Below are 17,406 nucleotides of genomic sequence, written 5' to 3'. Positions count from 1 at the left end.
CAATGGTTGCTGCCCCGTACAGGCGGTTTGCACACGATCACGGGTGCACGGCCGGTGACCGTCCCGTCGAACGGGCGTTGTACCGGGGTGAGCCACCGCCACAGGGAGTACGAGATGCCCGGACCCCGCCCGACCTCCGAGCCGCGCCCGGCCCCGGACACCGCGAGCGACGTGATCCGCTGGGCCGCCTTCAGTTGCGTGCTCGTCCCCGTGGTCCTGCTCTGGTACGGCACCTCGCTGGCCGGCGCGACGGGCACCGCCCTGGGCCTGGCCGCCGTCACCGCCGTGTGCCGGCTGCTGCTGCGCCGCTCCGAGCGCTGCGCCGCGCACCGGTCGGAACGTTGCGCCACGCAAAGAGGCGGACGTCACACGCGGGGGCAGACACGGCGGACACCGGTCGACTGACCGGTTTCCGTACCCCCGAGCGCATCTTTTCAGCCAACTTCCGGATACCGCCCCGGAGGGGGCCGAAAGGCCCCCCGACCCCCGTTCCACCTGCACGGAAAGGGTCCAGGGACGGCTGCGCACCCTACGCGGTTTGGCCACTGCGACAAGGCGTACTTCCCAGTGCGGCCCGCGAGTGCAACGCTTCGTGATCGAATGCTTCACGCCAAGTTGTCATGTCGACAATCCACGGCGTGTCGAACTGGCCACCGTCAGACCGCGGGAGCCAGTAGATTCGATCTTGACTGTCTTTACGGCGGGGGACTCGTGCAGGACCGAGGGGAAACGTGCAGGAGCGACACAACCGAGGAGCCGCGACCACCGAGGGGGGCTTAGCAGTATGAGCCACGACTCCACTGCCGCGCCGGAAGCCGCGGCCCGGAAACTCTCCGGGCGACGCCGCAAGGAGATCGTCGCGGTGCTGCTGTTCAGCGGCGGCCCCATCTTCGAGAGTTCCATTCCGCTTTCGGTGTTCGGGATCGACCGCCAGGACGCCGGAGTGCCGCGCTACCGACTACTGGTGTGCGCCGGCGAGGAAGGCCCGCTGCGGACCACAGGGGGCCTGGAACTCACCGCGCCGCATGGGCTGGAGGCGATCTCCCGCGCCGGGACGGTCGTCGTGCCGGCCTGGCGTTCGATCACCTCGCCGCCGCCGGAGGAAGCGCTCGACGCGCTGCGCAGAGCGCACGAGGAGGGTGCCCGCATCGTGGGCCTCTGCACGGGTGCCTTCGTGCTCGCGGCGGCCGGACTGCTGGACGGGCGGCCGGCGACGACCCACTGGATGTACGCACCGACGCTGGCCAAGCGCTATCCGTCGGTGCACGTCGATCCACGGGAGCTGTTCGTCGACGACGGCGATGTGCTGACGTCGGCCGGTACGGCCGCGGGGATCGACCTGTGTCTGCACATCGTGCGGACCGACCACGGCAACGAGGCGGCCGGCGCGCTGGCCCGGCGCCTGGTGGTGCCACCGCGCCGCAGCGGCGGTCAGGAGCGCTATCTCGACAGGTCTTTACCCGAGGAGATCGGCGCCGACCCGCTCGCCGAGGTCGTCGCCTGGGCGCTGGAACACCTCCACGAGCAGTTCGACGTGGAGACGCTGGCGGCACGCGCCTACATGAGCCGCCGTACGTTCGACCGCCGGTTCCGCTCGCTGACCGGCAGCGCACCGCTGCAGTGGCTGATCACGCAGCGGGTGCTGCAGGCGCAGCGGCTGCTGGAGACGTCGGACTACTCCGTGGACGAGGTGGCGGGCCGGTGCGGCTTCCGCTCCCCCGTCGCGCTGCGCGGGCACTTCCGCCGCCAGCTCGGCTCGTCCCCGGCCGCCTACCGGGCCGCCTACCGGGCCCGCCGGCCGCAGGGCGACCGGCCGGGTGATCCGGACGCCCTGTCGGCTCCCGGTCAGCAGGGGCAGCCCTCGGGTCTGCCCGGCGGCCCGGGACCGCTGGGTCATGTGCCGGCCATGCTGCACCCGGACAACGGGGTGCCGATGCAGAGCCGCCGCACGGCCGGCGCGGTGAGCCTGCTGCCGGGTCCGCGCAGCGGCAGCTGAGCGAGGAACGCGAGGGGGCGGAGTCCGACTCCGCCCCCTTTGCCGTGGCCGCGGACACCAGGTCACCGCATGCCCGGTCCGGCGCGGCGCGGCGCGCCGTAAGGTGAGACACATGAACGATCGCATGGTGTGGATCGACTGCGAGATGACCGGCCTCTCGCTGTCCGACGACGCTCTCATCGAGGTGGCCGCCCTCGTCACCGACTCCGAGCTGAACGTACTCGGCGAGGGAGTGGACATCGTCATCCGTCCGCCGGCCCGGGCACTGGAGACGATGCCGGAGGTGGTGCGTCAGATGCACACCGCGTCCGGGCTGCTCGCCGAACTGGAGAACGGCACGACCCTGACGGACGCCGAGGAGCAGGTCCTCGCCTATGTCCGCGAGCACGTCAAGGAGCCCGGCAAGGCTCCGCTGTGCGGCAACTCCGTCGGCACCGACCGCGGCTTCCTGCTGCGGGACATGCCGACCCTGGAGGAATACCTCCACTACCGGATCGTGGACGTCTCCTCGATCAAGGAGCTGGCCCGCCGCTGGTACCCGAGGGCGTACTTCAACAGCCCGGAGAAGAACGGCAACCACCGGGCGCTCGCCGACATCCGCGAGTCCATCGCCGAGCTGCGCTACTACCGCGAGGCCGTCTTCGTCCCGCAGCCCGGCCCGGACACCGACACCGCCAGGGCGATCGCCGCCAAGCACGTCGTGCCCGCGCACTAGTCCCGCCGGGGTCCGTTCGGAAGGCCCGCGCGAAAACCTGTGCGCGAGCACCCCTTCGGACCCTGTAGACTTCTTCTCAGCCGGTCGGGGAGGGCACTCCTCGAAATGCCGGTCATGGTGGGTGTAGCTCAGCTGGTAGAGCACCTGGTTGTGGTCCAGGATGCCGCGGGTTCAAGTCCCGTCACTCACCCTGTGTGATCAGCCGGTGACTCCGTCGGAAGACGGGGTCACCGGCTGATTCGTTTTCCCCTCCCGTGGGCGCTTCCCCTCTCGGGCGCGCGGCCGGCGCCGGGAGCCGGGTACGCCCGGCATCCGGGCGGACCTCCGGGGCGCCCCCTAGGACGACGCCCGCGTCACCAGCTCCGTCGGCAGCACCGTGTGCCGTCGCTCCAGGTCCCGGGTGGCGGACGGGCGGCGGTCGGCGATCTCCGCCAGAAGCAGGTCGATCATGGCGCGGCCCATCTCCTCTATGGGCTGGCGGACGCTGGTGAGCGGCGGATCCATGTGGCGGGCGATGGCCGAGTCGTCGTAACCGACCAGGGCCACGTCGTCCGGGATGCGGCGGCCCGCCTCGCGCAGCACCTGGCGGGCGCCGGCCGCCATCACGTCCGAGCCGGCGAAGACCGCGTCCAGGTCGGGGTGGCGGCCGAGCAGCACCGACATCGCCCGGCGGCCGCCCTCCTCGGTGAAGTCCCCCGGCTCGACCAGGAGATCGTCCACCTCGTGGCCCGCGTCGCGCAGCGCCTCGCGGTAGCCGTCGACACGGCGCTGGGCGCCGTAGACGTCCAGGCGGCCGGTGATGTGCGCGATCCGCCGGCGGCCCCGGGACAGCAGGTGCTCCACCGCCGAGCGGGCGCCGCCGTAGTTGTCGGAGTCCACCGAGGTGAGCGTCTCGCCGGCCGAGCGCGGGCCGCTGATCACGGCCGGGATCTCCAGTTGGGCGAGGAGATCGGGCAGGGGGTCGTCGGCGTGCACCGAGACCAGCAGGACGCCGTCGACGCGGTGGGCCGCGAGGTACTGGGCGAGCCGCTGCCGCTCGCGGTCGCTGCCCGCGAAGATCAGCAGCAACTGCATCTCGGTCTCGGAGAGTTCGGCACCGACACCGCGCAGCATGTCCGAGAAGTACGGCTCCGCGAAGAACCGGGTCTCCGGCTCGGGGACGACGAGCGCGATGGCGTCGGTGCGGTTGGCGGCGAGGGCGCGGGCCGCGGTGTTGGGCACATAGCCGAGTTCGGCGACCGCGGCCTCGACCGCGGCCCGGGTGGCGTCGCTGACCCGGGGCGAGCCGTTGATCACCCGCGACACCGTGCCCCGGCCGACCCCGGCCCGGGCGGCGACTTCCTCGAGCGTGGGCCGCCCACCGCTCCGGCCCCGCCCTCCCTGGCCTGCCATGGGCTCCGCCTCTCTCGCCGCGTCGATCGTGCTGGCCGAATGTAACAGCACCGTTCTCCGTGGTCGCCGCCCGTGTGCGCCCGCCGCCCCGCTGTTCCGGAGGCCGCCGGTCCAGTTAACGTCCCGATAACTGAACGGACTTGGCCCCGTCCCCTCCCTTGACACCCCGCCCCGGACCCGCGAATCTTCAACACATCACTTGTGGGAGCGCTCCCACAGTACCTGACACCTACACATCCCGCACGTTCCCCGCCCGAGCCGCAGCGAGTACGAACGGGCCTCATTCCAGTGCAGTTGGCCGGGGGGTCGGCACGTCAGGCAACAGGAGGACGCAATGCGCACGAGCATCCGCGGGTCACGCAGGCTGGGGGCCCTCGCGGTCGTCGCCGCGCTGGCCACAGGGCTGCTGGCCGGCTGCGCCAACGACTCGGACGACGGCTCGTCGAACTCGGACGGCGGTGGAAACGGCGACGGCAACGGCAGGATCACGCTGACCGTCGGGACCTTCGGCGTCTTCGGCTACAAGCAGGCCGGCCTCTACGACGAGTACATGAAGCTCCACAAGGACATCAACATCAAGGAGAACGTCACCACCCGTACCGACGTCTACTGGCCGAAGGTGCTCACCCGCCTCCAGGCCGGCTCCGGCACCGACGACATCCAGGCCATCGAGGTCGGCAACATCACCGAGGCCGTGCAGACGCAGGGCGCGAAGTTCGCCGACCTCGGCAAGGACGTCGACAAGTCCCAGTGGCTGGACTGGAAGAACGCCCAGGCCACCACCAAGGACGGCAAGCTCATCGGGCTCGGCACCGACATCGGCCCGATGGCGATCTGCTACCGCAAGGACCTCTTCCAGAAGGCCGGCCTGCCGACCGACCGCACCAAGCTCGCCGACGCCTGGAAGGGCGACTGGGCCAAGTACGTCGACCTCGGCAAGCAGTACATGAAGAAGGCGCCCAAGGGCACCAAGTTCGTGGACTCCGCGTCCTCCGTCTACAACGCGGCCCTCGGCGGCGGGAGTGAGCGGTACTACGACAAGGGCGACAACGTCATCTGGGACAAGTCCGAGGGCGTGAAGACCGCCTGGGACGTCGCGATGAGCGTGGCCACCAGCGACATGTCCGCCAAGCTGAAGCAGTTCGACAAGCCGTGGGACCAGGGCTTCGCCAACGGCACCTTCGCGACCGTGGCCTGCCCGGCCTGGATGATGGGCTACATCGAGCAGAAGTCCGGCGACTCCGGCAAGGGCAACTGGGACGTGGCGGCGGCGCCCACCGCGGCCAACTGGGGCGGCTCCTTCCTCGGGGTGCCGACCGCGGGCAAGCACCAGAAGGAGGCCATCGCCCTCGCGAAGTGGCTGACCGCCCCGGAGCAGCAGGCGAAGGTCTTCGCCAAGCAGGCGAGCTTCCCCTCCACCCCGTCGGCGTACGGCAGCCTGAAGCCGGCCGCGGACACCACCGCGTACTTCTCCGACGCGCCGATCACGCAGATCTTCTCCGACTCGGCGAAGACGATCCCGACGCAGTACTTCGGCATCAAGGACCAGCCGATCAACACCGCGCTCACGGACGTCGGCATCCTCCAGGTGGAGCAGAAGGGCAGGACGCCCGCCCAGGGCTGGGACGCCGCGAAGAATGAGATCAAGGACGTGCTCGGCCAGTGACCAGCTCCAAAGAGGCTCTCGCGCATCCCGCGTCGAGCGCCGAGGCCGCGCCCGGCACCCCGCCGGGCGCGGCCCGGGGCGCTCAGGGTCGCGGTACGCCGGCAGGCGCCGACTCCTGGCGCAGCCGGCTGTACCGCTGGGACATGAAGGCGTCGCCGTACGCCTTCGTCGCCCCCTTCTTCCTTCTCTTCGGGGCCTTCTCCCTGGTCCCGCTGCTCTACACGGCCTGGTACTCGCTGCACGACGTGCAGCTGTCGTCCCTCGACCACCAGACCTGGGCGGGCCTGGACAACTACGAGAACCTGCTGTCCTCGGACTTCTTCTGGAACGCCCTGAGGAACACCTTCACCATCGGCCTCATCTCGACCGTTCCGCAGCTGCTGGCCGCGCTCGGGCTGGCGCACCTGCTGAACTACAAGCTGCGCGGCTCCACCGCGTGGCGGGTCGTGATGCTGACCCCGTACGCCACCTCCGTGGCCGCGGCGACCCTGGTGTTCACGCTGCTGTACTCCTGGGACGGCGGCATGATCAACTGGATCCTGCACTTCTTCGGCGTCGACCCGGTCAACTGGCGTGAGTCCGACTGGGGTTCGCAGTTCGCGGTGTCGTCGATCGTGATCTGGCGGTGGACGGGCTACAACGCCCTGATCTACCTCGCGGCCATGCAGGCGATCCCGGCCGATCTGTACGAGTCGGCGGCGCTCGACGGCGCCAACCGCTGGCAGCAGTTCCGGCACGTCACCGTCCCGCAGCTGCGGCCGACGATCCTGTTCACGGTCGTCGTCTCCACCATCGGCGCGACCCAGCTCTTCGGCGAGGTCCTGCTGTTCGGCGGGGTGAGCGGGTCCAAGGGCGGCTCGGAGCACCAGTACCAGACGCTCGGTCTGTACATGTACGACCAGGGCTGGATCATCGGCAACCTCGGCAAGGCGTCCGCGATCGCGTGGTCGATGTTCCTGATCCTGCTGATCGTCGCCGCGGTCAACCTGCTGCTCACCCGACGGCTGAGGAAGTCCCAATGACCACCAGTGAACTGACGCTGCCCCAGGCGCCCGCCAAGGAGCGCCGCCGGCGGGCGACGGGCGCGGGCAAGCAGCTGCACGCGGGCCCGGTGACGTACGTGGTGCTGACGGTGTTCGCCCTCGTGTCGCTGGCTCCCCTGGTGTGGACGGCGATCGCGGCCTCGCGCACCGACCGGCGGCTCGCCGAGACCCCGCCGCCGCTGTGGTTCGGCGGCAACCTGTTCAAGAACATGGAGGCCGCCTGGGACCAGGCGGGCCTCGGCACCGCGATGTTCAACTCGGTGCTGGTGGCGGGCACGATCACCGTCAGCACGGTGCTGTTCTCCACGCTCGCCGGTTTCGCCTTCGCCAAGCTGCGGTTCCGGTTCTCGGGCCTGCTGTTGCTGCTGACCATCGGCACCATGATGATCCCGCCGCAGCTGGCCGTCGTACCGCTGTACCTGTGGATGTCGGACCTGGGCTGGTCGAACCAGCTGCAGACGGTGATCCTGCCGAGCCTGGTGACCGCCTTCGGTACGTTCTTCATGCGGCAGTACCTGGTGCAGGCGCTGCCCTCGGAGCTGATCGAGGCGGCCCGGGTGGACGGCGCGAGCAGTCTGCGGATCGTGTGGCACGTCGTCTTCCCGGCGGCCCGGCCCGCGATGGCGGTGCTCGGCCTGCTGACGTTCGTGTTCGCCTGGAACGACTTCCTCTGGCCGATCATCGCCCTCACCCAGCAGAACCCGACCGTGCAGGTGGCCCTGAACTCGCTCGGCACCGGCTATGTCCCGGACCAGGCGGTGATCATGGCGGGCGCGCTGCTCGGCACGCTGCCGCTGCTGATCGCCTTCCTGCTGTTCGGCAAGCAGATCGTGGGCGGGATCATGCAGGGCGCGATCAAGGGCTGACGCCCGTTCCCCAGGGGCCGGGCCACCGCAGTCCCGGCCCCCCTTCCCGCCCACGGGCACCGTCTCCTCCCCCCTTACCTCGTCGGTCACCTTCGACCCCCTCTGGGAGCGCTTCCATGCCTGACTCCGTTTCCCCCGTCTCCTTCCCTCCCTCCTTCCTGTGGGGTGCCGCGACCTCCGCGTACCAGATCGAGGGCGCGGTGCGGGAGGGTGGCCGCACCCCCTCGATCTGGGACACCTTCAGTCGCACGCCGGGCAGGACGGCAGGCGGCGAGACCGGTGACATCGCTGTGGACCACTACCACCGCTACCGCGACGACGTGGCGCTGATGGCGGAGCTGGGCCTCGGCGCGTACCGCTTCTCCGTCTCCTGGTCCCGGGTGCAGCCGACCGGCCGGGGCCCGGCCGTGCAGGTGGGCCTGGACTTCTACCGCCGACTGGTCGACGAGCTGCTGGAGCGCGGCATCAAGCCGGCCGTCACCCTCTACCACTGGGACCTGCCGCAGGAGCTGGAGGACGCGGGCGGCTGGCCGGAGCGGGACACCGCGCTCAGGTTCGCCGAGTACGCACAGCTCGTCGGTGAGGCGCTCGGCGACCGGGTGGAGCAGTGGATCACCCTGAACGAGCCCTGGTGCAGCGCCTTCCTGGGCTACGGCTCCGGGGTGCACGCCCCCGGCCGCACCGACCCGGTGGCCTCCCTGCGCGCGGCGCACCACCTCAACCTGGCGCACGGGCTGGGCGTCTCGGCGCTCCGCGCGGTGCTCCCGGCCCGCGACAAGATCGCGGTCAGCCTCAACTCCTCGGTCGTACGGCCCCTTTCCCAGGACCCCGCCGACCTCGCGGCGGCCCGCCGGATCGACGACCTGGCGAACGGCGTCTTCCACGGACCGATGCTGCACGGCGCCTACCCCGAGACCCTGTTCGCCTCGACGGCCTCCCTCACCGACTGGTCGTACGTCCTCGACGGCGACGTCCGCACCATCCACGCGCCCGTGGACGCGCTGGGCCTGAACTACTACACCCCGGCGCTGGTGTCGGCCGCCCCCGGCGAGGTCAGGGGTCCGCGGGCGGACGGCCACGGCGCCAGCGACCACTCCCCCTGGCCGGGCGCCGACGACGTGCTGTTCCACCAGTCGCCGGGCGACCGCACCGAGATGGGCTGGTCGATCGACCCGACGGGCCTGTACGACCTGCTGATGCGCTACTCGCGCGAGGCTCCGGGCCTGCCCTTGTACATCACGGAGAACGGCGCGGCCTACGACGACAAGCCGGAGCCCGACGGCAGCGTCCACGACCCCGAGCGCATCGCCTACCTGCGCGGTCATCTGGCGGAGGTGCGCCGCGCCCTCGCCGACGGCGCGGACGTCCGCGGCTACTACCTGTGGTCCCTGATGGACAACTTCGAGTGGGCGTACGGCTACGACAAGCGGTTCGGCGCGGTGTACGTGGACTACGCGACGCTGGAGCGGACGCCGAAGTCGAGCGCCCGCTGGTACGCCGAGGCGGCGCGGACGGGCGTGCTGCCGCCGGTGGAGCCGGTGGTCTGACACGGAGAGGGGCGCGGCACCCCCCCGGAGTGCCGCGCCCCCGCGCCCTGTTGGTGCGGGTCAGCCGATGGTGGCGAACGCCTTGGAGAAGGCGAACCTGTCCTGGGTGACGGAGCTGCAGGTGGCGTCGGCGGTGGGCTTGGTGCCGCCGGCGCACTGCTTGTCGCGGGTCGCGGACCACATGGAGAGCCCGCCGAGTCCCTTGGACTTGGCGAAGCCGGCCAGCTGGGTGGCGTCGTCGACCGTGAAGACCTCGGAGGAGACGTCGTTCACGCCGATCATCGGGGTGACGGCGACCGTCTTCCAGGCGGCGGAGTCGGACAGCCCGAGGACGCTCTTGACCTGTGCCTGGGTGGCCGTCGCCGCCTGCTCGGCGTAGGTGCCCATGTCGCCGCTGTAGGCGGGGCCGTAGTCCATCGCCATGATGTTGACGGTGCCGGTCTCCACGCCGTTGGACTTGGCGTCGGCGAGGAGGTTCACGCCGTCCTGGGTGAGGCCCTCGGGCATCACGGGAAGGGTGAAGGAGACGTCCAGGCCCGGGTGCTGCTTCTGGAGCTTGGCGATGGCCTGGGCACGGCGGTTGTTGGCGGCCGTGTTGGGCAGTGCGCCGCCCTCGACGTCGAAGTCGACCTTGGTCAGCTTGAAGGCGTCGACGGCCTTGCCGTACGCCGCCGCCAGCGCGTCCGCGGAGGAGCAGGTGGTGGCGAGCTCGGAGCCGGAGGCACCGCCGAAGGAGACCCGGACGTCACCGCCCTTGGCGCGCAGCGCGCCGATCTGCGCGGCCACGCCGTCGCCGGTCAGCTCCGTGACGCCGCCCCACTTGGGGGTGCAGCCGCCGCCGTCGGTGACGAAGGCGAGGTTGTAGTTCTTCACGCCGGTCGCGTCGGCGGCGGCCACGAGGTCGAACGCCGGGTAGAGGGAGGTGTCGACGTAGGGGGCGAAGCCGGCGGAGGCGGTGGTCCCGCTGCCGGTGCTCCCCGTGGGCGTGGGGGTCGCGCTCCGGGTGGGGGTGGCCGTCGCCGTCGGGGTGGCGGACCTGGTGGGGGCCGGCGTGGCCGTCGGCGACTGGCTCTGCGTGGGCCGGCCGCTGGGTTCCGGGGTCGCACTGCCGTCCGCGGAGCACTGGGCGTCGTCGATACGGCAGCCGGTCGGGTCGCCGCTGCCGTTGACCACGAAGCCGACGGTGACCGACTTGCCGACGGCGAGGCCGTCGGTGTCCCACTTCGCGGGCTTCACGGTGACGTGCCGGCCGCTGACGCTCGACTCGCCGTTCCAGAGCGAGGAGAGCGTGGCGCCCGCCGGGAGGTCGAACTCCAGCGTCCAGGTCTTCTCCGTCGCACCGCTGTTGTTGGTGACGACGTACTGGCCGGTGTAGCCCGTCGACCACTCGCTGGTCCTGGTGAACGCGGCGTTCACGCCGGCCGCGTTCGCCGTGCCGGTGAGCAGGACCGCGCCGCCACCGACCACCGCGGCGGCCACCAGGCCGCCTATCGCCTTGTTCCTGCCACTGATCCTGCGCCGGTGGGTGCTCATGCGCGTGCCTGCTTTCGCTGTTCACGGGGAGTGAGGTGCGGCAGCACGCTAGCGAGCCGGAATCGGACAAAGCGCTTGATCGGGGCGGCCGTTGACAACCTTAGGGTTCGCTTAAGGAAGCGATCGGGGGCGGTTAAAGGTCGAGACCAATCTGCGGGCGCGGCGTCTCCGCGCGGACCCCCGGTGCCCCCGCCCGGCCGGCCCCCGGCCGTCGAGCTGGAACCAGATGCGCACCTCGGTGCCGCCCAGGACCGAGGAGCCGATGCGGACGTCGCCGCCCGTGGACTCGGCGAGCCGGCGGACGATGTCGAGGCCGAGGCCGGTCGAGCCCGCCGCGCCGGAGCCGCTGCCGCGGGCCATGGCCGCGTCCGGGTCGGGTATGCCGGGGCCCGCGTCGGAGATCAGCACGATCACCGCGTCGTCGCCGTTGTGCACGTCGACGGCGAAGGCGGTGCCCTCGGCGGTGTGCCGGAAGACGTTGCCGAGCAGGGCGTCCAGCGCGGCGGCGAGGTCGGCGCGGGCCACGGGTATGCGCACCGGGCGGTCGACACCGGCCACCCGCCATTTGCGGCCCTCGTCCTCGGCGAGCGCGGACCAGAACTCCATACGCTGGCGGACCACCTCGGCGGCGTCGCACCCGGCGCCGGGACCGGCCGCCGCCGTCTGCGGTTTGGCCTCGCGCGCGGTGCGGATGATGGTGTCCACCTCGCGCTCCAGCTGGGCGACGGCGGACCGGGTCTGGTCCGCGGCCGGACCGGCGCCGAGGGAGGCCGCGTTAAGGCGGAGCACGGTGAGCGGGGTGCGCAGCCGGTGGGAGAGGTCGGCCGCCAGCTCCCGTTCGTTGGCGAGGAGCTGCACCACCTGGTCGGCCATGGAGTTGAAGGCGACCGCGGCCAGGCGCAGTTCGGCCGGGCCGTCCTCCGGTACCCGGGCGCCCAGCCGGCCCTCGCCCAGTTCGTGGGCGCCCTCGGCCAGCCGCTGGGCGGGGCCCACCATGCGCACACCGAGCCGGTCGGCGACGGCGACCGAGCCGACGATCAGCGCGAGTCCGACGGCGGCGAGCACCGCCCAGGCCGTGCCGACGCCGTTGGTCACCTCGGACTCGGGGACGTAGACCTCGACGACCGCGATCGTGCCCGAGCCGAGCGCCACCGGCTGGAGCAGGGTGGAGCCGCCGGGGACGGTGCCGGTGGAGGCGCGGCCCATTCTGCGTACGGCCTCGATGTCGTGGTCGGCGGCGCGCTGCCGGCCGAGGTCGATCGCGGCCCGGCCGCCGCTCGCGGGCAGGTGCACGGCCATTCCGGAGTCGGCGCCGGCGGACGCGACCACCCGCTCCAGCTTGTCCCGGTCGGTGGTGATGGACAGCGCGGGCGCGACCGCGGCTGCCTCCCGCTCGGCGTTGGAGAACGCGCGGTCGCGGGCCATCTCCCTGACGACCAGTCCGAGCGGGACGGCGAAGGCGACCACGACCATGGTGGTGACCGCCAGGCAGACCTTGACCAGGGCCCATCTCATCGCGGCGGCACCCCCTCGCCGGCGTGCGACACCGGGGGCTCCAGCTTCACGCCGACCCCGCGCAGGGTGTGCAGATAGCGGGGCCGCGCAGCCGTCTCCCCCAGTTTCCGGCGCAGCCAGGACAGATGGACGTCGATGGTCTGGTCGTCGCCGTAGGACTGCTGCCAGACCTCGGCGAGGAGTTCCTTGCGCGGGACGACGACACCGGGGCGCCCGGCGAGGAAGGCGAGCAGGTCGAACTCGCGCCGGGTCAGATCCAGGCGCACGCCGTCCAGTTCGGCCTGCCGGCGCAGCGGGTCGACGGTCAGTCCGCCGACGCGGAGGACGGAGGAGGGCGGAGCCTCCGTGCCGCCGGCGCGGGCCCGGCGCAGCACGGCCGCGATGCGGGCGGAGAGGTGCTCGACGGAGAAGGGCTTGGTGAGGTAGTCGTCCGCACCGGCGTTCAGCAGCCGGACGACCTCCGTCTCGTCGTCGCGGGCGGTGGCGATGATGACGGGGACGTCGGTGATGCCGCGCAGCATCTTCAGGGCCTCGGATCCGTCCAGGTCGGGCAGTCCGAGGTCCAGGATGACCACGTCGAAGCGGAAATGGGCGACCTCGCGCAGCGCTTCCAGTGCCGTACCGACGCTGCGCACGGTGTGCGTGGCGTCGGTGAGATGCCGGATGAGCGCCGAGCGTACGAACTGGTCGTCCTCGACCACGAGCACACTTGCCATGCGCCGCACCGTACGCCATGTGCGGGACGGGGGTCCGGCGCCTGTGGACAACTCGGGGCATGTGCGCACGGCGGTGTCCCTGGGGCAGTATGGCCGCGATGCGCAGAGGACTCGTACACGTACTGGCATGGCTGCTCGCGACGGGAGCGGCGGTCACGCTGTCGTGGTGGGGTGTGCACACGGTGATGGCGGGGACCGCCTACGACCCGCCGCGCGCCCTGCCGGTCCTGGCTGCCGACGCGAAGGCCCGGGACGTGAGACCGGCGTCGAACGGGCCGTCGGCCTCCGCGGCCCCGTCGCGCGGCCGGCCGGCCTCACCGGCTCCCTCGCCGTCGCGGACACCCGTCGCCCACAGTCCCTCCCCCAGCGCCACCGCCCCGTCGTCCGGTCGGGTCAAGGCCTACGACACCGACGGCGGGAGGGCGGTGTTCGAGCTGGGTCCGTCCAGCGCCACACTGGTCTCGGCGACCCCGGGGGCGGGCTGGTCGATGCAGCTGTGGAAGACGGAGACGTGGATCCGGGTGGAGTTCAGCCGGGGTGCGGACCGGGTGTCGGTGTTCTGCACCTGGCACGACGGCCCGCCGCGGGTGGAGGTCGGCACCTACTGACCGGGACGGGCGTTCAGCGGAAGACCGAGGGCGGCGGGGCCGGGGAGGCCACCGCCGCCGAGTCCGTCACCGGGAGCGCGCCGCCGGTGAAGTCGGTGAGCTGCCTGCCGTGTTCGACCCGGCCGGGGTGGGGGTCGGACGCGGCGTGGCGGGTGAGTTCGGCGACGGGCAGCGGCAGGCCGGAGGCCACCAGGACGGCGTTGCCGAAGCGCTTGCCGCGCAGTACGGCGGCGTCGGCGATCAGCGCGAGTTCGCCGAACCGGCCGCCGGCGGTGGCGATCTGGCCGCGCAGGTGGGCGAGCGGGGGGCCGTCGGCGAGGTTGGCGGCGTAGACGCCGGAGGGTTTCAGCGCGCGGAGGACCTCGTCGAGGAATTCGACGGAGGTGAGGTGGGCGGGGGTCCGGGCGCCGCTGAAGACGTCGGAGATGATCAGGTCGGCCCAGCCGTCCGGCACCTTGGCGAGGCCTTCCCGGGCGTCCACGGACCGCACCCGTATCCGCGCGTTCGGATCCAGCGGCAGTTCCCGGCGCACCAGTTGGACCAGCGCCGCGTCCCGCTCGACGACCTGCTGGGTGGAGCGCGGCCGGGTGGCGGCGACGTACCGGGCGAGGGTGAGGGCGCCGCCGCCGAGGTGCACGGCGTGCAGGGGCTTGCCGGGCGGCGCGGCGAGGTCGATGACGTGGCCGAGGCGGCGCTGATACTCGAAGGAGAGGTACGCGGGGTCGTTCAGGTCGACGTGCGACTGGGGCGCGCCGTCGATCAGCAGGGTCCAGGCCCGGCCGCGGTCGGGGTCGGGCACGAGTTCCGCGAGTCCGCCGTCGACCGGTTCGACGACGGCTTCGACGGTGGCGGACCTGCGCCGCGGGTTCCTGGACCTGCCCATTCGTCCAGTCTCGCAGGTGGGCCGGGCGGGCGCTTCACCGGCAGCTGTCGGCCGCCTCGATCATCCGGGCCGCCTCGCCGAGGGCCCGGCGCAGCACGGCCGGGTCGGTGGCGAGATCGGCGTCACCGGGCGGCAGCAGCCAGTGGGAGCCCTCGACCGGCGGCGCGGGGTCCAGCCGCAGCCCGCGGCCGTCCGTCTCCGTGCAGGTGCTGCCCGGTACGTCCCAGCCGGCCGCGGTGCCGGCCGGGACCAGGAAGCCGAGGGTGTCGCAGCCGCCGTCGTGCAGGACGGGTCCCACCGCGTCGGCGGCCCCGCGCCGCAGGATGTCGACCGCCTCCAGACCCTGGCGGGACGGCACCGTCACGAGGTCGCATCCCGGGTCACCCGGGGGTGCGGCCACTGCCGACGACGGCGGCGTACAAGGTTCGTTGCTCTGGCTGGTCTCCATGCCGGCCTCCACCACACAGCCCTGTTGCGGTCCGTGCAGTCCAACGCGCGAGCCCGTCAACGGCTACGGCGCAAGTGCGCCGCAAAGGATGGCACTTCATGGCAGAACGTGGGTGAGATATCCGGTTTGTAGCCAAACACTGCGTGGCGGGTCCTTCACAGCAGGTACGTTCATGCCCGCCGGAACCAGGGCGTCACTCGGACAACTCGTCCCGAATCCGCCCCGGCTCCGGCATGGTTCGACGGTTCGCACGAGAGGACCCGGCCATGGCGTCGTCAACGGAGACCTCGTCACAGCCCGACCGGCCGCTACGGCCCAACCTCGCCTTCCGGCAGTTACGCGGCAGGCGTTCACCGGCCGAGTTCGCGGCGCTCGTACGGCGCGCCGCGCGCGAGATCGGCGAGCGGGTGAGCTGTGACGCGCGCTACGTGGGCCGGGTCGAGGCGGGCGAGATCCGCTGCCCCAACTACGCGTACGAACGGGTGTTCCTGCACATGTTCCCCGGCCGCACGCTCACCGACCTCGGCTTCGCGCCCCGCTCGTCCGTCCGCGGACGCGCGGCCCGCACCTCGGCGGACGCCTCCGGGGCACCGGAGGCACCCGCCACCGGTGGGACCCCGGGCTTCCCCCCGGCGGGCGGTGCCCTTGAGGCGCCGGGGGCGGTCGAGCCGTATGACACGCAGGACCCGTACGGGCCGCCCGGACCGTTCGACCCGCAGGACCCGTACGACCCGCACGCGAAAGACCACCTGAACCACGAGGAGAGCGACGTGCTGCGTCGCGCATTCATGACCGGCGGAGGCGCCACGGTGGCCGCCGCCACGCTGGGCCCGCTGCGGCTCACCACGGACGCGGTGGCCGCGGCCCGGCCGTCGCGCCGGCCCGGCAGCACCGAGGCGACCGCCCTGGAGGAGGCCGTCCGCCGCATCCGCCTGCTGGACGACCGGCACGGCGCCGACGGCCTGTACCGGCGCGCCGCGGCTCCGCTGCGCGCGGCCTTCGCGCTGCTCGACGCCGGTGCGACCCGGCAGACCACCGCCGACCGGCTGCACTCGGGCGCCGGCGAACTCGCCATCTCCGTGGGCTGGCTGGCCCACGACTCCGGCCGCTTCGACGACGCGCGCTCGCACTACGCGGAGGCCCTGGCCACCGCCCGGATGACCGGGGACGCGGCGCTGGAGGCGCACGCCTTCTGCAACACCGCGTTCCTGGCCCGGGACGCCGGCCGGCCCCGGGAGGCGGTCCGCGCCGCGCAGGCCGCCCAGCGTGCCGCCCGCCCCCTCGGCTCGCCCCGCCTGATGTCGCTGCTCTCCCTGCGCGAGGCGGGCGGCTGGGCGGGGCTCGCCGACCGCACCGGCTGCGAACAGGCGCTGGTCCGCGCGCAGACCCTGTTCGCGCGGGGCCGCTCGGACGCCGACCCCGAGTGGATGAGCTTCTACGGCGAGGCCGAGCTGGAGGGCCTCGAAGCGCAGTGCTGGTCCACGCTGGGCGACTGGCGCCGTGCGTCCCGGCACGCGCGCAGGGCGGCCCATCTCCAGGATCCGCACTTCACCCGCAACATCGCGCTCTACACCGCCGAACTGGCCGACGACCTCGCGCGCGAGGGCCGTCCCGACGAGGCGGCCCAGGCGGGTCTGCGCGTCCTGACACTGCTGGACCAGGTCCAGTCCTCCCGCATCCAGACGATGCTGGCCGGCACGGCGCGGGTCCTGCTGCCGCACCGGCGGGCCTCGGGGGTGTCGGAGTTCCTGGACCGGCACGCCTCCATGCCGAGGACCGGGAAGGCGTAGTCCCCCCGGGGCCGGGGGCAAACGGAAGCCGCCGGATCAGGGCATCAGGTGACCCAGGTCGTTCCAGCTCTCGATCGCCGGTTCGCCGTAGGCCCAGCCGAGCACGGACAGCGAGGTCGGGTTCAGGCGGATGCGGGCCGCGAACTCCAGCGGCAGCCCCAGCCACCGCGCACCGATGGACCGCAGGATGTGCCCGTGGGCGAACACGAGCACGTCCCGGTCGGCGGACCTCGCCCACGCCACGACCTCGTCGGCCCGCGCGGTGACCTCCGCGATGCTCTCCCCCTCGGGGACACCGTCGCGCCAGATCAGCCATCCCGGCCGCACGGCCTGGATCTCGGCCGGGGTCATGCCCTCGTAGGCGCCGTAGTCCCACTCCATGAGCGTGTCCCACGCGGTGGCACGGTCGCCGAAGCCGGCCAGTTCGCACGTCTCCCGCGCGCGGGACAGCGGGCTGGTGCGCGCCTCCGCCTCCGCGAGCCCGTCCAGCGGAGCGCGGTGCAGCCGCTCGCCGAGCAGCTTGGCCCCGCGCCGGCCCTCCTCCAGGAGCGGCACGTCCGTCCTGCCGGTGTGCTTGCCGGACAGCGACCACGCCGTCTGTCCGTGCCGGGCCAGCAGGATGCGCGGTGCCATGGGAGACCTTTCCGGGAGGCGGACGCCGGACGGACGCCGCGGAAACACGAGGACG

At 72.2% G+C, this 17,406-nt stretch carries 16 protein-coding genes and 1 tRNA gene; 10 read left to right on the top strand and 7 right to left on the bottom strand.

Annotated elements, in window-relative coordinates; all coding sequences use genetic code 11:
* Positions 1 to 114: 114 nt before the first annotated feature.
* The 4 genes from BLW57_RS24525 (at position 115) to BLW57_RS24510 (ending at position 2,901) form a co-directional block, all read left to right on the top strand.
* Entirely contained in the window at positions 115 to 405 is a 291-nt protein-coding gene (locus BLW57_RS24525; RefSeq protein WP_256339571.1) for a hypothetical protein, read from the top strand.
* Between the two features lie 379 nt (positions 406 to 784).
* Positions 785 to 1,996 (top strand): helix-turn-helix domain-containing protein, encoded by a 1,212-nt coding sequence (locus tag BLW57_RS24520; protein WP_093477448.1) that lies wholly within the window; start codon positions 785 to 787, stop codon positions 1,994 to 1,996.
* Between the two features lie 112 nt (positions 1,997 to 2,108).
* The gene (gene orn / locus BLW57_RS24515) at positions 2,109 to 2,711 is read left to right on the top strand and encodes an oligoribonuclease (RefSeq protein WP_093477447.1); all 603 of its coding nucleotides are present in this window, start codon (positions 2,109 to 2,111) and stop codon (positions 2,709 to 2,711) included.
* A 117-nt stretch (positions 2,712 to 2,828) separates the two neighbouring features.
* Positions 2,829 to 2,901, top strand: a tRNA-His gene (locus BLW57_RS24510).
* A 146-nt stretch (positions 2,902 to 3,047) separates the two neighbouring features.
* Here BLW57_RS24510 and BLW57_RS24505 read toward each other — a convergent pair.
* Entirely contained in the window at positions 3,048 to 4,103 is a 1,056-nt protein-coding gene (locus BLW57_RS24505; RefSeq protein ID WP_093477446.1) for a LacI family DNA-binding transcriptional regulator, read from the bottom strand.
* 334 nt (positions 4,104 to 4,437) lie between these two features.
* Between BLW57_RS24505 and BLW57_RS24500 the strand changes: the two genes are divergently transcribed.
* From BLW57_RS24500 to BLW57_RS24485, 4 genes are all read left to right on the top strand, one after another.
* Positions 4,438 to 5,769 (top strand): ABC transporter substrate-binding protein, encoded by a 1,332-nt coding sequence (locus BLW57_RS24500; protein ID WP_093477445.1) that lies wholly within the window; start codon positions 4,438 to 4,440, stop codon positions 5,767 to 5,769.
* The gene (locus tag BLW57_RS24495) at positions 5,766 to 6,791 is read left to right on the top strand and encodes a carbohydrate ABC transporter permease (RefSeq protein WP_093477444.1); all 1,026 of its coding nucleotides are present in this window, start codon (positions 5,766 to 5,768) and stop codon (positions 6,789 to 6,791) included. Before BLW57_RS24500 ends, BLW57_RS24495 begins: the two co-directional genes overlap by 4 nt.
* Complete coding sequence (locus BLW57_RS24490) at positions 6,788 to 7,678, top strand: carbohydrate ABC transporter permease (protein ID WP_093477443.1); 891 nt, start codon at positions 6,788 to 6,790, stop codon at positions 7,676 to 7,678. The genes BLW57_RS24495 and BLW57_RS24490 overlap by 4 nt, the downstream gene beginning before the upstream one ends.
* Positions 7,679 to 7,794: 116 nt before the next feature.
* Positions 7,795 to 9,225, top strand: coding sequence for a GH1 family beta-glucosidase (locus tag BLW57_RS24485; protein ID WP_093477442.1), 1,431 nt, complete (start codon positions 7,795 to 7,797; stop codon positions 9,223 to 9,225).
* A gap of 60 nt (positions 9,226 to 9,285) precedes the next feature.
* Here the strand turns inward: BLW57_RS24485 and BLW57_RS24480 are convergent, their stop codons facing one another.
* The 3 genes from BLW57_RS24480 to BLW57_RS24470 form a co-directional block, all read right to left on the bottom strand.
* Positions 9,286 to 10,758, bottom strand: a complete 1,473-nt coding sequence (locus BLW57_RS24480) for a glycoside hydrolase family 18 protein (protein WP_093477441.1) — start codon at positions 10,756 to 10,758, stop codon at positions 9,286 to 9,288.
* Positions 10,759 to 10,869: 111 nt separating this feature from the next.
* Positions 10,870 to 12,273, bottom strand: a complete 1,404-nt coding sequence (locus BLW57_RS24475) for a sensor histidine kinase (RefSeq protein WP_093477440.1) — start codon at positions 12,271 to 12,273, stop codon at positions 10,870 to 10,872.
* The gene (locus BLW57_RS24470; RefSeq protein WP_093477439.1) at positions 12,270 to 12,989 is read right to left on the bottom strand and encodes a response regulator transcription factor; all 720 of its coding nucleotides are present in this window, start codon (positions 12,987 to 12,989) and stop codon (positions 12,270 to 12,272) included. The genes BLW57_RS24475 and BLW57_RS24470 overlap by 4 nt, the downstream gene beginning before the upstream one ends.
* A gap of 98 nt (positions 12,990 to 13,087) precedes the next feature.
* On the opposite strand from BLW57_RS24470, the gene BLW57_RS24465 reads away from it, so the two are divergent.
* Positions 13,088 to 13,597, top strand: coding sequence for a hypothetical protein (locus tag BLW57_RS24465; protein WP_093480858.1), 510 nt, complete (start codon positions 13,088 to 13,090; stop codon positions 13,595 to 13,597).
* Between the two features lie 13 nt (positions 13,598 to 13,610).
* Here the strand turns inward: BLW57_RS24465 and BLW57_RS24460 are convergent, their stop codons facing one another.
* Together BLW57_RS24460 and BLW57_RS24455 are read right to left on the bottom strand one after the other, a co-directional pair.
* The gene (locus tag BLW57_RS24460; RefSeq protein WP_093477438.1) at positions 13,611 to 14,480 is read right to left on the bottom strand and encodes a spermidine synthase; all 870 of its coding nucleotides are present in this window, start codon (positions 14,478 to 14,480) and stop codon (positions 13,611 to 13,613) included.
* Positions 14,481 to 14,514: 34 nt separating this feature from the next.
* A complete protein-coding gene (locus BLW57_RS24455; protein ID WP_176985703.1) occupies positions 14,515 to 14,928 on the bottom strand; it encodes a hypothetical protein in 414 nt (137 codons plus the stop codon).
* 266 nt (positions 14,929 to 15,194) lie between these two features.
* On the opposite strand from BLW57_RS24455, the gene BLW57_RS24450 reads away from it, so the two are divergent.
* Positions 15,195 to 16,718: an NsdA family TPR-like regulatory protein gene (locus tag BLW57_RS24450; protein WP_093477437.1), complete on the top strand. Its 1,524-nt coding sequence runs from the start codon at positions 15,195 to 15,197 to the stop codon at positions 16,716 to 16,718.
* 36 nt (positions 16,719 to 16,754) lie between these two features.
* On the opposite strand, the gene BLW57_RS24445 is transcribed toward BLW57_RS24450, so the two are convergent.
* Positions 16,755 to 17,351, bottom strand: a complete 597-nt coding sequence (locus BLW57_RS24445; RefSeq protein ID WP_093477436.1) for a histidine phosphatase family protein — start codon at positions 17,349 to 17,351, stop codon at positions 16,755 to 16,757.
* Positions 17,352 to 17,406 lie beyond the last annotated feature (55 nt).

It is taken from the genome of Streptomyces sp. 1222.5, from assembly GCF_900105245.1.
Lineage (GTDB): Bacteria > Actinomycetota > Actinomycetes > Streptomycetales > Streptomycetaceae > Streptomyces > Streptomyces albidocamelliae.
The sequence above is the reverse complement of the archived record's forward strand: the minus strand, read 5'-3'. Positions and strand labels throughout refer to the sequence as shown.

What these genes read in the sequence shown, in the direction of transcription:
- BLW57_RS24525 (WP_256339571.1), top strand. Translation starts at nt 115, where the DNA reads ATGCCCGGACCCCGCCCGACCTCCGAGCCGCGCCCGGCCCCGGACACC.
- BLW57_RS24520 (WP_093477448.1), top strand. Translation starts at nt 785, where the DNA reads ATGAGCCACGACTCCACTGCCGCGCCGGAAGCCGCGGCCCGGAAACTC.
- orn (WP_093477447.1), top strand. Translation starts at nt 2,109, where the DNA reads ATGAACGATCGCATGGTGTGGATCGACTGCGAGATGACCGGCCTCTCG.
- BLW57_RS24505 (WP_093477446.1), bottom strand. Translation starts at nt 4,103, where the DNA reads ATGGCAGGCCAGGGAGGGCGGGGCCGGAGCGGTGGGCGGCCCACGCTC.
- BLW57_RS24500 (WP_093477445.1), top strand. Translation starts at nt 4,438, where the DNA reads ATGCGCACGAGCATCCGCGGGTCACGCAGGCTGGGGGCCCTCGCGGTC.
- BLW57_RS24490 (WP_093477443.1), top strand. Translation starts at nt 6,788, where the DNA reads ATGACCACCAGTGAACTGACGCTGCCCCAGGCGCCCGCCAAGGAGCGC.
- BLW57_RS24485 (WP_093477442.1), top strand. Translation starts at nt 7,795, where the DNA reads ATGCCTGACTCCGTTTCCCCCGTCTCCTTCCCTCCCTCCTTCCTGTGG.
- BLW57_RS24480 (WP_093477441.1), bottom strand. Translation starts at nt 10,758, where the DNA reads ATGAGCACCCACCGGCGCAGGATCAGTGGCAGGAACAAGGCGATAGGC.
- BLW57_RS24475 (WP_093477440.1), bottom strand. Translation starts at nt 12,273, where the DNA reads ATGAGATGGGCCCTGGTCAAGGTCTGCCTGGCGGTCACCACCATGGTC.
- BLW57_RS24470 (WP_093477439.1), bottom strand. Translation starts at nt 12,989, where the DNA reads ATGGCAAGTGTGCTCGTGGTCGAGGACGACCAGTTCGTACGCTCGGCG.
- BLW57_RS24465 (WP_093480858.1), top strand. Translation starts at nt 13,088, where the DNA reads ATGCGCAGAGGACTCGTACACGTACTGGCATGGCTGCTCGCGACGGGA.
- BLW57_RS24460 (WP_093477438.1), bottom strand. Translation starts at nt 14,480, where the DNA reads ATGGGCAGGTCCAGGAACCCGCGGCGCAGGTCCGCCACCGTCGAAGCC.
- BLW57_RS24455 (WP_176985703.1), bottom strand. Translation starts at nt 14,928, where the DNA reads ATGGAGACCAGCCAGAGCAACGAACCTTGTACGCCGCCGTCGTCGGCA.
- BLW57_RS24450 (WP_093477437.1), top strand. Translation starts at nt 15,195, where the DNA reads ATGGCGTCGTCAACGGAGACCTCGTCACAGCCCGACCGGCCGCTACGG.
- BLW57_RS24445 (WP_093477436.1), bottom strand. Translation starts at nt 17,351, where the DNA reads ATGGCACCGCGCATCCTGCTGGCCCGGCACGGACAGACGGCGTGGTCG.